Origin of the sequence: Paenibacillus solani (genome assembly GCF_050475945.1) — a bacterium.
In the GTDB taxonomy this organism is placed as follows: domain Bacteria; phylum Bacillota; class Bacilli; order Paenibacillales; family Paenibacillaceae; genus Paenibacillus_AQ; species Paenibacillus_AQ solani_A.
Window position 1 is genome coordinate 128971 of sequence record NZ_JBCMXJ010000016.1, and the last position, 13818, is coordinate 142788.

At 47.7% G+C, this 13818-nt stretch carries 16 protein-coding genes and 1 riboswitch; of the genes, 1 reads left to right on the plus strand and 15 read right to left on the minus strand.

The window, feature by feature from the left end; genetic code table 11:
- Positions 1 to 21: 21 nt before the first annotated feature.
- Complete coding sequence (gene ribD / locus ABEQ74_RS19215; RefSeq protein ID WP_430123746.1) at positions 22 to 1122, minus strand: bifunctional diaminohydroxyphosphoribosylaminopyrimidine deaminase/5-amino-6-(5-phosphoribosylamino)uracil reductase RibD; 1101 nt, start codon at positions 1120 to 1122, stop codon at positions 22 to 24.
- A 272-nt stretch (positions 1123 to 1394) separates the two neighbouring features.
- A riboswitch (FMN riboswitch) is annotated at positions 1395 to 1578 on the minus strand.
- A 202-nt stretch (positions 1579 to 1780) separates the two neighbouring features.
- On the opposite strand from ribD, the gene ABEQ74_RS19220 reads away from it, so the two are divergent.
- Positions 1781 to 2182: an acyl-CoA thioesterase gene (locus ABEQ74_RS19220; RefSeq protein ID WP_430123747.1), complete on the plus strand. Its 402-nt coding sequence runs from the start codon at positions 1781 to 1783 to the stop codon at positions 2180 to 2182.
- Between the two features lie 71 nt (positions 2183 to 2253).
- Here the strand turns inward: ABEQ74_RS19220 and ABEQ74_RS19225 are convergent, their stop codons facing one another.
- From ABEQ74_RS19225 to spoIIM, 14 genes are all read right to left on the minus strand, one after another.
- Positions 2254 to 2685, minus strand: coding sequence for a peptidylprolyl isomerase (locus ABEQ74_RS19225; protein ID WP_009595227.1), 432 nt, complete (start codon positions 2683 to 2685; stop codon positions 2254 to 2256).
- 200 nt (positions 2686 to 2885) lie between these two features.
- Positions 2886 to 4217 carry a diaminopimelate decarboxylase gene (lysA, locus tag ABEQ74_RS19230; protein WP_430123748.1) on the minus strand — a complete coding sequence of 444 codons (1332 nt, stop codon included), beginning with the start codon at positions 4215 to 4217 and terminating at the stop codon, positions 2886 to 2888.
- 117 nt (positions 4218 to 4334) lie between these two features.
- Positions 4335 to 5972, minus strand: a complete 1638-nt coding sequence (locus ABEQ74_RS19235) for a spore germination protein (protein WP_430123749.1) — start codon at positions 5970 to 5972, stop codon at positions 4335 to 4337.
- A gap of 23 nt (positions 5973 to 5995) precedes the next feature.
- A complete protein-coding gene (locus ABEQ74_RS19240) occupies positions 5996 to 6424 on the minus strand; it encodes a stage V sporulation protein AB (protein ID WP_430123751.1) in 429 nt (142 codons plus the stop codon).
- Positions 6421 to 7065, minus strand: coding sequence for a stage V sporulation protein AA (locus ABEQ74_RS19245; protein ID WP_430123752.1), 645 nt, complete (start codon positions 7063 to 7065; stop codon positions 6421 to 6423). The genes ABEQ74_RS19240 and ABEQ74_RS19245 overlap by 4 nt, the downstream gene beginning before the upstream one ends.
- Positions 7066 to 7249: 184 nt before the next feature.
- Entirely contained in the window at positions 7250 to 8005 is a 756-nt protein-coding gene (gene sigF / locus ABEQ74_RS19250; RefSeq protein ID WP_053488823.1) for an RNA polymerase sporulation sigma factor SigF, read from the minus strand.
- 11 nt (positions 8006 to 8016) lie between these two features.
- The gene (gene spoIIAB / locus ABEQ74_RS19255) at positions 8017 to 8475 is read right to left on the minus strand and encodes an anti-sigma F factor (RefSeq protein ID WP_054401627.1); all 459 of its coding nucleotides are present in this window, start codon (positions 8473 to 8475) and stop codon (positions 8017 to 8019) included.
- Positions 8472 to 8825 (minus strand): anti-sigma F factor antagonist, encoded by a 354-nt coding sequence (spoIIAA, locus tag ABEQ74_RS19260; protein ID WP_430123753.1) that lies wholly within the window; start codon positions 8823 to 8825, stop codon positions 8472 to 8474. Before spoIIAA ends, spoIIAB begins: the two co-directional genes overlap by 4 nt.
- Positions 8826 to 8913: 88 nt before the next feature.
- A complete protein-coding gene (locus tag ABEQ74_RS19265) occupies positions 8914 to 10107 on the minus strand; it encodes a D-alanyl-D-alanine carboxypeptidase family protein (RefSeq protein ID WP_430123754.1) in 1194 nt (397 codons plus the stop codon).
- Between the two features lie 200 nt (positions 10108 to 10307).
- Entirely contained in the window at positions 10308 to 11129 is an 822-nt protein-coding gene (locus ABEQ74_RS19270) for a purine-nucleoside phosphorylase (RefSeq protein ID WP_430123755.1), read from the minus strand.
- A gap of 54 nt (positions 11130 to 11183) precedes the next feature.
- Positions 11184 to 12068 (minus strand): site-specific tyrosine recombinase XerD, encoded by an 885-nt coding sequence (gene xerD, locus ABEQ74_RS19275; protein ID WP_430123756.1) that lies wholly within the window; start codon positions 12066 to 12068, stop codon positions 11184 to 11186.
- A gap of 39 nt (positions 12069 to 12107) precedes the next feature.
- Positions 12108 to 12341, minus strand: a complete 234-nt coding sequence (locus ABEQ74_RS19280) for a YqzK family protein (RefSeq protein ID WP_430123758.1) — start codon at positions 12339 to 12341, stop codon at positions 12108 to 12110.
- Positions 12342 to 12617: 276 nt separating this feature from the next.
- The gene (locus tag ABEQ74_RS19285; RefSeq protein ID WP_430123759.1) at positions 12618 to 13079 is read right to left on the minus strand and encodes a Fur family transcriptional regulator; all 462 of its coding nucleotides are present in this window, start codon (positions 13077 to 13079) and stop codon (positions 12618 to 12620) included.
- Between the two features lie 109 nt (positions 13080 to 13188).
- Entirely contained in the window at positions 13189 to 13812 is a 624-nt protein-coding gene (gene spoIIM / locus ABEQ74_RS19290) for a stage II sporulation protein M (protein ID WP_430123760.1), read from the minus strand.
- Positions 13813 to 13818: the final 6 nt, after the last annotated feature.

Here is a 13818-nt window from a genome sequence, read left to right on the forward strand (position 1 = left end):
CATGCCTCCTTCCATGTTTTCTTAATGCCAGACTGGAATACCAGTTATATATATATTGTCGTCCAGTCTTTCTGTCTCAAGCCTTGTCAGCTGAATGGCTTGGTTCATTAACTCATAACCGCTAAACATGTAATTTCCAGGGGCATCGAATCCTCCGATAATTTTAGGGGCGATAAACTGAACGATCCGATCTACCAGCTTATTCTCCAGCATCGATCCATTGAGTGTTCCCCCGCCTTCAAGCAAAATGGAGGAAATCCCCATCTGTCCCAGCTTCGCCATCGCAGCCTTCATATCAACGCGAGGCCCTGCCCCGCAGAGAATAATCTGAACCCCATGTTCTTCCAACCTGGCTCGCTTTATCCCGTCAGCCTGTTCCGTTGTCAAGATCCATGTAGGGGCCAATCCATCTGTTACAACCCTGCTGTCAGGCGGTATGCGCAAGCTGGAATCTACAATGATTCTAACTGGATGCAGCCCTTCAACGCCAAGCCGGGTCGTTAGACTCGGATTATCTGCTATTACCGTGGAGACGCCAACCATAATGCCTTGATGCCGATGACGAAGACTATGCACAAGCTCCCTTGATTTTTCATTGGAAATCCATTTGCTATCGCCTGTTTTCGAAGCGATTTTGCCGTCTAGCGTACTCGCCGTCTTAAGCGTTACGAAGGGCTGACCCGTCGTAATGTATTTAGTAAAGGCTTCATTAAGGCGAAGTGCACGGTTTCTGAGTATGCCAGTATCGACCTGGATTCCTGCTGCACGAAGCATCTGTATCCCTGTTCCTGCTACAAGGGGATTCGGGTCTTCGCAGGCAACGACAACTCGCTTGACCCTCTCGGCAATCAGCCTTTCGCTGCAAGGAGGCGTCGCACCATAGTGACTGCAAGGTTCCAATGTCACGTATACTGTGCTGCCTGCTGCTTTCTGGCCGGCCATATTCAGGGCGTGCACTTCGGCATGTGGGGTTCCGCGCTCTAGATGAGTACCTACTCCTGCAAGCGCACCGTCCTTTACGATGACGCAGCCGACAACCGGGTTCGTCCCCGTCTGGCCTTGAGCGCGTTCAGCCAAGTCCAGGGCAAGTGTCATATAGAATTCATCATTAACGATATCCATCTAAACAAACCCCCTTTCATTGCAATGACACAAAATAAGCCCCGGCAGGATTCGGTGGAATCCTTACCAGGGCTTGATGAGAGTAAAATAAAGGACATGATAAATAACCGTTATGAACGCAGATTTTGACTACAACAAACGATCCAAATCCCGTTGTCAGCGACGCCAAAAAAATCGCCATAACAGCTTTGAATTGCATGTGAAAACCTGCACATAACGCATGTCACGTTGTACGCGTAGACACAATAGCAGATACTGCATATTTGTGTCTCTCACTCCTTCTCCCATCCAGACTATACTGTCGGTCCCGGATTTACACCAGGTCCACCGCATACGGTGTGTATCATCACACGCGTATCCGGGTCACGGACTAAGACGCAGCGTTCAGCTTCGGTAAGCTGCTCTACTGCGTACATCACCGCCGGTAGGGAATTTCACCCTGCCCCGAAGGATCAAACTTATTCAATTGTACGATCTTAAGGAGAATCTTATCACCACCTTCTGAAAATTGCAAGAAAACAATACTAACTTTTTTAAAGCATATAACATAAATATCTGACCAAACATGAGAAGTAGAAGGAGAATCCACACCAGGGGGAGAACAGTACAGTTACACAATCACATCAAGGATCACAGTTTTATAAAGGAGCGAACCATCATGAAAACTTCACTGGACATCATCGTCCGTCCTACGGAGATCGACGTCAATGGACATGTAAACAATGCGAAATACCTGGAGTATTTGGAATGGGGCCGGGAGGAATGGTACGAAGCAGGAGACCTTCCATACGATGTGTTGAAACGGCTTGGCATCCAGACCGTAACCGTCAATATTAACATAAATTACCGTAAAGAATGCGGACAAGGCGAGAGACTAACGATCGTGACAGAACCGGATGCTATAGGTCGTACCAGTTATGTGCTAAATCAGAAGATATACAACGAACAGGGAGAACTCTGTGCGGATGCTGCAGTGACCAGTGTTGCCATGGATGTTGATACGCGTAAAAGCCGACCGGTTCCGGAGGAGCTCCGCAAATTTTTTCCTAAATCTGTGTGACTCTACTCCTTCCAGCAACATAAAAAACAGGCTCACCTCTGAGGCGAGCCTGTCCAATACGAGGCGATAAATTAAGCTTCGTATACTTCTACTTTTTCCATTTTGTCGCGGCCTTTAAATGCATCCACGTACTCCATACCCTCTACTACTTTACCAAATACCGTATGTTGTCCATCCAAATGCGGCTGCGGCTCGTAGCATACATAGAACTGGCTTCCGCCCGTGTTGCGGCCGGCATGCGCCATAGCCAAGCTTCCACGCTCATGCTTGTTAGGGTTGATCTCACAGTTGATTGTGTAACCAGGACCGCCGGTACCAGTACCTTGCGGGCAACCGCCTTGAGCAACGAAACCAGGGATTACACGGTGAAATACAAGACCGTTATAAAATCCGGAGTTTGCCAGTTTCTCAAAATTGGCTACCGTATTCGGTGCATCGTTCTCAAACAGATCAAGTACAACCTCTTTACCATTCTCTAATGTGATCTTCGCTTTTTTCGCCATTTGTGTATCTCCTTCCGTTCTTAGAACGTTTCATCGATTATTTACAATGCAAGTTATAGTTTACTATGAAATGAGCCTTGAAGCAAAACGTACTTACACATTCTCTTTAGGATATAATCAACGCAAAAAACAGGCCAAAGAGCCCAGTCCCTGCCGGAGGCGTGGGTGGGCCCTCTGATGAGGTTTATCTGATGACGCGGTTAACTTGTTACGGTTTCTTTCGCAGTGTTCGCTGGCACGACATCGTGGCTGATGATGTCTGCAAGCGATTCACGGCGCACGACCAATTTGCTCTGTCCGTCCTTAACGAATACGACAGCTGGCTTGCGGATTCGGTTGTAATTGCTGGCCATGGAATAGTTGTATGCGCCCGTGCAGGTTACGGCTAGAAGATCGCCTGCTGTCACCTTTGGCAGCTCCAAATCCCAAATCAGCATGTCTCCGCTCTCACAGCACTTGCCCGCAATGGACACCGTTTCTTCCGGCTTCTCCTGAGCCCGGTTAGCGAGCAGCGCTTCATATTTCGACTCATACAATGCAGGACGCGGGTTGTCCGTCATTCCGCCGTCAACAGCTACATATTTACGTACGCCGGGAATATCCTTGCTTGTGCCCACCGTATAGAGCGTGGTTCCTGCTTCTCCTACGATACTGCGGCCTGGCTCCACCCAAATTTCGGGAAGCTCTGAGCCCAGGTCGGCAAAGTGAACCTTTACCGCATCCGTAATCGCTTTTACATATTCAGAAACATGAAGGGGCGTATCCCCCTCCACATAGCGGATACCAAAACCACCGCCCAAATTAACTACCTTGAATACAATGTTCAATCCTTCTTTTACAGAAGCGGCAAATTCAGCAACGCGCTGAACCGCCATTTGGAATCCATCCACTTCAAATATTTGTGAACCGATATGGGAGTGAATGCCCAGAAGATGAATATTCGCTTGAGTATCTGCAAGCTTCACAGCCTCATAAGCCGAGCCATTTCCGATATCAAAGCCAAATTTTGAATCGGTCTGACCTGTTGAAATATATTCATGCGTATGGGCTTCGACGCCTGGTGTCACGCGAAGAAGAACATTAACCTTTTTATTCTTCTCAGCAGCAATGAATTGAAGTGTATGGAGCTCAACCAAGTTATCTACAACGAAACAGCCAATATCAGCATCCAGCGCCATTTCGATTTCTTCCGGCGTTTTATTGTTTCCGTGAAAATGAATTCGGTCTGCCGGAAAACCCACCTCGAGTGCTGTGTACAGTTCTCCATCAGAAACAACGTCAAGTGACATGCCTTCCTCTTCGGCCAAACGGCACATTGCCATGACGCAAAATGCCTTGCTCGCGTAAGCGACTTGAAACTTCAACCCAGAGGCTTTGAAGGCATTAATGTATTCCTGGCAACGGTTTCGAACCGACTGCTCGTCTATAATATAAAGTGGTGTTCCGTACTGAGCTTTCAAGCTGGTGGTGTCACACCCACCAATCTCTAAATGCCCCTGATCGTTAATCTTGCTCGTCCCGTGTAAAAACATGCTTACAATTCCTCCGATCCATTGATTCAAATTAAAGTAATCGAATAATTGTTCACAGTATAGCAGACAACGGAACGTAATCAAAATGGATTTTTCAACACAACTTTTGTGTTATTGTTAATGCTCGCGTCTCGGATTCATATCAGACCCCATTTTGGTATTGTCTCGAGTCTTGTTCAGAGCCGGACGTTTTCTCGACATAAGCAGTGGTTTACGGAATAATATCTCGCCCATCGCTTTTGCACTAAACGGTATAAAGGGCCACAAATAAGACGAGTTATAGGAACGGTGAGTCGTCAGAAGCAGAATCAAAAGCGTTGTCCCGATGACAAAACCCTTCACTCCGAATAATGCAGTAGCTATCAGAAGGAGCAGCCTGACCATTCGATTGGCAAGTCCCAGCTCATAGCTTGGAGTCGCATACATTCCGATGGTGGCAACCGCCATATACAATACGACCTCATTCACGAATAATCCAGTCTTGACGGCGATGTCACCAACCAGAATGGCAGCAATCAACCCCATTGCCGACGCAAGAGGGGTCGGTGTATGAACGGCCGCCAGCCGGAGCAGGTCGACACCGAACTCCACGATCATAAACTGCAGAATAATGGGTATCTTCCCATTCTGATGGGGACCGATAATATCAAGTCCCGGTGGCTTTAACTCAGGATGGACCACCAACAGCATCCATAGCGGGAGAAGGAACATCGAGGCAAAAATGCCTATAAAACGAATCCAGCGCAAGTATGTCCCCATAAATGGCGTTTGGCGATTCTCCTCGGCATGTTGACAGAGGTCCAGGAAAGTGGATGGCATGATCATCACGCTTGGCGAGGTGTCTACCATGATTACGATTCGGCCTTCCAACAGATGCGAAGATACCACATCGGGCCGCTCCGAATATCTTACCAGTGGATAGGGATGCCAGCCTTTATTCACAATAGCTTCCTCCAACTGCTTGTCACCGAGAGGGAGTCCTTCCAAATCCACTTCCTGAATTTTCGCACGAATCGCTTCAACCTGAATATGATCGACTATGTCGTCAACGAAGACGAGACCGACGTCCGTCCTTGTCCGCCTTCCCACTTTCAAAATCTCTATATGCAGTCCCGGATCGCGAACCCGCCTGCGCACCAGGTTCACGTTGGTAACAAGCGTCTCCGTAAAACCATCCCTGGCACCGCGGACGACACGTTCCACATCAGGTTCTTCGAGCCCGCGAACCGGATATTTCCTGGCATCCAATAGAATGGCGGAGTGCGCATCCTCTATGAATAGCGCGCACAAGCCGGAGAGTACTTCATTGATTATCTTACTAAGCCTTGTATCCCGCTCCACCTGAACATGGGGAATGTACTTGGTCATCATCTCGGTCAGCACTTGTTGATTACTAACGTCCTCCGGTTTCAAGTACGTTAGCCTGGTTAAAATCTCCGTCAGTATATCGTCATTGGTGAACCCGTTTAAGAACAGCAGCCCCGCATTTCTGCCAGCAAAGTTCATTTCACGAAATACCACATCAAACGATACTCCTAGGCCGATCACCTCTTTAAGAGTTTCTTTCAGGACACTCAATTTTGCGGGAATATGGTCGTTTTGCTGCCAATATAGGACCGATTCCTCTGTACTGTCGGATGTTTCGGACTCCCTCTTCTCCTTCAGCGCCTCTTCCTCCAACGCTTTAATTTCCGATGGAGGGATCACGGGTATCCCGGTTTCGAGTTCACCATTATGCATTGTTTTGTCGTCCATAAGCTGCCTCCTAGCCATGACAATCACTTGTTGTAAACAAACCAGTCGAACAAAGAGCCTGCTACCTTTCCTGCCACCATGGCCATAAGAAGACCAAATAAATAACCTGTCAAGCGGAGCCGCTTGGCCAGGATCGGTAATACATTCAATACTTCCGTTAGCGCAGCTGCCAGCATACCGATAAATATGCCGCACATCAATCCGATTACAGTACTCACCATCGGTCCAAGCGGTATGGACCATTTCCAGAAATCGGCCACCGTCCCAATGAAAGAACCTGCGATCAATGCACCCTCATACCAATGTACCCGCCCATAGGTAGCCGTCAGCTGGGATAGTCTCGGAATGATGTCCAGCACAATGATAAGTGCTATCACTCCACCTCCGACCGCAATACCTCCCGCGACACCGAGCAGGCAAATGAAAATCCCCTGAAGAATGGACAAGGTCATCGTTTGGTACCTTTTGTATTGGCACTGCCGTTCATTTTGCGATATTCTTCGGCAACGACGAACTGATCCAGATTTTCCTGATACAGATACATCTCCACTTCAAGCGGAGTCGGCTCTTCATTCCATTTCTTCTTGAACAAATGATTGAAGAACACCGTCATTCCGAATCCGAGGCCAAGGGAATACGCAATTTGGAACAAATACGGATGTTCATCTCTTTCCCCTGTCACCATCTCAACAATCCGGATATGTACCTCAAGCATGTTGACATCGGCATGAAAGTTCATGATGGTAAGCGCAGAACCGAAAAACAAAAGCAGCCATATGAGTGGAAACCACAATTTCGAGCGTTTGCTGTCAGGACCAACAAGCTCGACCAGCGTGTGATGGTTGCCCATCGTTTCAATATGAACGCCGGGAATCAATGCTTTGATCTTGGGAATGATTTGAATCAGATCCATGACAAGCCGGTTGCCATCCATATCCTTCGGTTGCGTTAGCGGCATGGCTCTAAGCCTACTCTCCCATTCGGGCTCACAGACGATGAAGGCGACATCACCGAGTTTGACGGTCTGGTCTTTGGGTAACCGTATGCGGCTTCGCAGCTGCAAAAACACCGTCGGAGTGGGATTAATCTTCATCCGAAACACTCCTTTACTGCTAAATTACCGTTAGTATGGGAAAAGCCTTCCGTTTCTACTCGGATTAATCCGTACTTTTCTTTGATAATCCTAGGATGGCCCAAGGTACTTCAGTATCAATAAAAGCGCCGTCCCTAAGGACGGCGCTGATTCGAGCAAATTATTCGATTGTTGAAGGTCCAGGTTACTGCGCGATTTCATTGCGAATACTCTGCAATATTTTTTTCTCGAGTCGTGATACCTGAACCTGTGATATACCTAAACGGCTGGCAACTTCCGATTGCGTCTGATCACGGTAATACCTCAAATAAACGATGAGCCGCTCCCGTTCAGTCAGACCCCCTATCGCTTCATTCAAAGCCAGTTTGTCGAACCATCGCTCCTGCGAGTCATCGGCAATCTGATCCATTAGTGTGATAGGATCTCCGTCATTTTCAAATACGGTTTCATGAATGGAGGTTGGCGGTTTATTCGCCTCTTGGGCAAACACAACTTCTTCAGGCGTTACTCCAAGCTCTTCTGCCACCTCTTTTATCGTTGGAAGCCGATCAAGCTGTTTGGACAGCTCGTCCCGCTTCTTTCTGACCTTGTTGGCCATTTCCTTAAGCGACCGACTGACCTTGAGCGTCCCGTCATCCCTTAAAAAGCGCTGAATTTCTCCGATGATCATCGGTACGGCATAAGTAGAGAACTTAACGTCATAACTGAGATCGAACTTGTCCACGGATTTGAGAAGACCGATGCAGCCGATTTGAAACAGATCATCAGGCTCATACCCCCGGTTCATAAACCGCTGAACGACTGACCAGACAAGACGAATATTACAGTTGACGAGCGTATCCCGGGCGACATTATCCCCGCTTTGGCTAAGTGCAATGAGTCGTTTGACCTCCGCGTCGTCCAAATAAGTCTGCGAAGTTTTTTTCACATCGGCATCCATTTGTCCAACCCCTAATTATATAAAGCTTTCTTAGATTCGATCCTCTTTTTCATTTTGATCGACGTACCGCTTCCTGGTTCGCTGATCACTTCAAATTCATCCATGAAATTTTCCATGATGGTGAATCCCATGCCGGATCGTTCGAGCTCTGGCTTTGAAGTATATAGCGGCTGCTTGGCCATTTCCAGATCCTCAATGCCTCTTCCGGAGTCTTCAACGCACAGCGTAATAATATCCTTGTCTATGGAGGCTTCTATCTTGACAACTCCGTCCGGATTGCTGTCATAGCCGTGAATGATACTGTTCGTGACCGCTTCAGAGACCACCGTCTTCAGATCACTCAGCTCATCCATATTCGGATCCAACTGGGAGATGAATGCAGCCACAGCGACACGGGCAAAGGATTCGTTCTCCGACTTTGCGGCAAACTGCAGAGTCATAAAATTATGCTGTGCTTTTCCCTCACTCATGACACGACCTCCATACCCGAGAGCGCCGTACCCTCGTTCTCATATATCGGCATAATTTTGAACAATCCCGACATTTCAAGCAAGCGGTACACCTGCGGCTTGACATCGCACACCGCCATCTTTCCGCCCTTTTGCTTAATGAATTTATAGCGTCCCAGAATGACCCCAAGACCCGAGCTGTCCATAAAGTCCAATTCCTTTAAGCTCAGCACCAAATGCTCGGTTTGACGTCTCTGAATAGCCTCATCCAGCTGCATCCGGACATGATCGGCCGTATGATGATCCAGTTCCCCGGATAGACGGACGATCAGAACATGTCTGTGATGCTCCATATCAACGTGCAGATTCATGTTTGCTCACTCTCCTCCCTGACATGAACAAGGATTTCTACATAGAGAAAAGACATTCCTGCATCATGACAAAACTAGAAGAAAACTCCTATGAATCTACATGAAACAACTTGCCTGTTGTCCGTTTAAACAGTTTCCAGAAGCCGGCCTTCTTTACCTCGACAGGAGAAGTCAACTCGAACTCTTTCACCAAGCGATCTCCTTGATAAACGTTTAATTTGCCAACGACCTGTCCTACAGATACAGGCGCCTTTACATTGGTTTCCATCTGAATCTCATGACGGATATCAGGGTCTTTTACCCCCTTCTTGACAAGGACGCTGTAATCTTTTTCCGCTTGGATCGAAATCTGCGGCTCCCTTCCCTTTTGCACTTTTACAATGCCGAGCACTTCACCCGGCTTATAAATAGAGCGCATCGTATACTGGGCAAAGGCATAATCAAACATCCGGGACACTTCCTGGTTCCGTGTCTTGGTATCTGGAGCTCCCATGACTACGGCTACCGTACGCAATCCGTCCCGCTTAGCTGTTGCGGACAAACAGAATTTAGCCTCCGACGTATACCCGGTTTTCAGCCCGTCGGCACCTGAATAGAAACGGACCAGCTTGTTCGTATTGACCAGCCAGAACGGTTTCTCTGAGTCTTTGCGCAAATAATCTTGATAGATGCCCGTATAATCGGTAATCTTTTCATATTTCAGCAGTTCCCGGCTCATGACTGCAATGTCGTGGGCGGAAGTATAATGATTCTCTGCGGGAAGTCCGTTGCAATTTACAAAATGCGTATCTTTCATTCCAAGCTCGGCTGCCTTGTCATTCATCATCTTGACGAAGCCTTCTTCTGAGCCGGCAATTTTCTCTGCCATTGCCACAGAAGCATCATTTCCCGATGCCATGGCAATACCCTTGAGCATTTCATCCACGGTCATTTCTTCGCCAGGCTCAAGGAAAATCTGGGATCCGCCCATAGAGGCTGCATATTCACTAGCCTGTACCTTATCCGTAAGCTTCAGGTGCCCTTCATCAACCGCTTCCATGATGAGCAGCATCGTCATGATCTTGGTGATGCTAGCCGGAGGCAGCTTATCATGGCTGTTCTTCTCATAAATAATGGTCCCGGTGTCCGCATCCAGTAATATGGCGGAACGCGCGCTTGGGGCCAGTTCCCCTTGGTTCAAACCTCCGCCGCCCTTACTCTGCTCTTCTGCATAAGCGGGTACCACTGCACTGGACCATCCCATCAACAGTACGAGAAATCCAGCGATTATTGCTTTTTTCACTTTCTGTCCCCTCCTGACATTCGTAATCATGGCATCCCGATAAGTACGGGTCTGCTATTCATTGTCGTCAGGATGAAAACAAATTATTCCAGCTTATCACGAAAAGTTCTGTGACATTTAACCTTGAGATATGAAAAAGAGGCTGAGCTTTTTGCAGATACTTTTATCTGCAAAAAGCTCAGCCTCTTTATAGGACTTAGTTACATTTTTGGAATAATAGCCATGACAAGGTCGAGGAATTTCGCCCGAACCTTCTCAGCCGTTTCCATAACTTCATCATGGGAGAGCGGCTGATCCAATATCCCTGCTGCCATGTTGCTGATGCATGAGATGCCCAGCACCTCGAGACCCGCATGTCTTGCAACAATGACTTCCGAGACCGTTGACATGCCTACCGCATCCGCACCGAGTGTGCGCAGCATGACGATCTCAGCTGGTGTTTCATAGGTTGGTCCCAGCAAGCCAGCATAAACCCCTTCTCTTAGGACAACATTTTGGCTCACGGCCACCTCTTTTGCCAATTGACGCAGCTTCCGGCTGTAAGCTTGAGACATGTCCGGAAACCGGACGCCGAGCTCCGGCTCATTTGGGCCGATCAACGGGTTGGTGCCGGTCATATTCAAATGATCAGAGATCAGCATCAGGTCACCAGGCTCATACGAGGTGTTGATTCCGCCTGCAGCATTCGTAACCAGCAGACTTTTCACTCCCAGCTCTTTCATGACCCGCACCGGAAAGGCGGTTACTTCCGGGCCATAGCCTTCGTACATGTGGAAACGGCCTTTCATCAGAACGACAGGTCGGTCGTGAATCGTTCCAAGCAGCAGCTCCCCATCATGGCCTTCTACAGTCGATACCGGAAAATGGGGAATGTCTGTATACGGGATGGATACCGGATTTTGAATCAATTCAGCCAATACACCGAGACCTGAACCCAAAATCAGACCAACTTCAGGTTCGACGCCCTTCTGTTCGCGTATGTATGCTGCAGCTTCCTTAATATGCTGTTGAACTGTACTCATAATTCATACCTCTCCTAACTGAGATTAAGTTATAGTACTCCAAAGACAACCGCTTTAAGCTCTAGGATGATGATGATCGTATACTTCCTTCATGCTTTTCTTTGCAGGCTGATACATGCTGGTTGTGGATAAGGCCGAATGCCCCAGCATTTCCTGAACCGAGCGTAAATCAGCGCCGTTCTGAAGCAGATGAATGGCAAACGAATGGCGGAGCGTATGCGGCGTAATTTCCTCCTCAATTCCAGCCTGCTTGCCATACTTTTTAATAATTTTCCAGAATCCTTGCCTTGTCAAGCGAGTACCCAAGGAATTCAGAAATAATGCTTCCTCTTCGGTATCCTTTACCAGCTGTTCCCTCATATTAGGCAAATAATCAGCCATGCTCCTGGCAGCAATCTGCGTAATCGGAAGAACCCGCTCTTTCCCTCCGGCGGAGGCACAGCGTAAGAACCGCATCTCAATATTTATATCATGCGTATTGAGATTCACCAATTCCGAAACCTTGATACCTGAGGCGTATAACAGTTCAAGCATCGCCTTGTCTCTTGCCCCTATGGGTGTACCGGAATCCGGTGCAGACAGCAGTTTGTCCACCTGTTCTATCGTCAGAGCCTTCGGGTCCTTCCGTTCGGGCTTTGGACGGTCGATCAGCTGGGTCGGATCTTGGGAGATCACAGATTGCCGAACCAAGTATTGAAAGAAGGAATGCAGAGAAGCAGTGTTTCGAAGCAGGCTGGAGGCCGCCCGGCCTTGCTGTTTGAGTCTACCCATATACAGTCCCAGTGTGGTTCGATTCACTTCATGCGGGCCGGTTATTCCCTTCTCCTCCGCATACGCGATGAATCCGGCAATATCAGCCCGGTAGGATTCAATCGTATTTCGAGAAAGTCTCTTCTCGTCTTCTAAATAAGTCGTATAATCGTGCAGATATTGCTTCATAATTGTTCATGCTCCTATTTCCTTGCGTCCCTAACCATATTACTCCCCATACCAATAATACAGACGCAGACGTTCAGCTGGCGAATAACGGGAATCCATCGTGCTTTCAGGTCGAAACGCTTTAATCGCTTGTCCGGTAGGTGTACGGTACGGATCAACTGGCGTCATCCAATCTCCTACCCATCCCAATACAATGTAAAAGAACATGGTCAGAACAGCAAAAACCGAAATGAAGCGGATCAGGGAACCTATTTTTCGAATCGAAATAATCACGGGCAGCGCCTCTCTTTCATCATTGAATGATCACCGTAAATGGGCCATCGCCATCGATGTCATATCAAATAAAGCTTATGATACAAGCTGCCGGATTATGATGTTCCCTGTTCAGTGCCATTGATGATGGTTCCTCTGAAAGATGCTGAGAATAATAAAAAAACGTCTTTTGGGACGTAGCATGGATTGATACCATCTAAAAAACCCTCCCGGCTTACGCCGTAGAGGGCTTGCCGTGATGGTTATCACTGCGGGTTGTTAATGGGTATAAGATTATTAATTGTCCTGGTCGTTCTTGCCCTTCTCTTTGCAACGGTAGCATATGCCGTGGAAATCAAGCCGATGGTCATGAACGGTAAAGTTGAATTCTCTCTCCAACCGCTCTTCCAAAGGACCAAGCCAATCCTCGCGAATCTCATCCATGCTTCCACATTGAGTACATATTAAATGATGATGATGATGCTTCGACGTATCCGTCCGCAAGTCATAGCGGGCAACACCATCGCCAAAATTTATCTTCTCTACAACATGAAGCTCACTGAGCAGCTCTAGGGTACGGTAAACGGTTGCCAGACCGATCTCCGGAGCCTTTTCTTTCACGAGCATAAAAACATCCTCTGCGCTAAGGTGGTCGTCTTCATTCTCCAACAATACGCTTACCGTGGCTTCCCGTTGGGGCGTTAGTTTGTATCCTTGGGATTGTAGCTGCTGTTTAATTTTGTCGATCCGCGCTTCCATCGTTTCCCTCCCCCTTGGAAATCACTGCACGTTATTGTTCACTTCCTTCATTATAGGGGGATTTGACAAACAAAGTCAAACGGTTTTGCTATATGGAAAAATTCTCGGATTATAGCAACACTGGGGTGACCCAGCGCATCATGACGGGTGTTACCCAAGTTTCAAATGAAGCAACTCCGAGTGTGAGCAGGACCATAATGAAAGTCAACATGGCATACGATGCAAAAGGCTTGGTCATGCTGCTGCCGCGATTCATGATAAATCGATCCCTTATAATATATAGCGAGAACGTGATCGCTGCCACGCTGCACATCATAAGCACAGGTATGACAAACAAATTTTGCGGGGCAATCGATACCAGAGCGAACAGCAGGCCTTTCCATGAATACTGGCCAATCAGATAACCGACGGTAAACCCGATGAGAACCCCTTTTAAAAAATCCAATATCAATATTCCCGGAAGCCCGATCACGGACAATCCCAGAATCCATATCAAACCGATCCATTTCAGGTGTAGGGCTGCGATACTCCAGTAAGAAGACGAACCCATTGTGTTTCCACTATCCTGGACATTGACAAAAAAGTGGTTTAAATAACGGGCCATATCTTGCTGCTGCTCCAAAGAAAGGGCATTGACCATCAGTGCTCCAAACAGGACACCTACCAAAAACAAGACGCCTACGAACACATAAAGCATGGTCTGATCTTTAAAAGCTTGGCGGAATGATTGCATAGAATA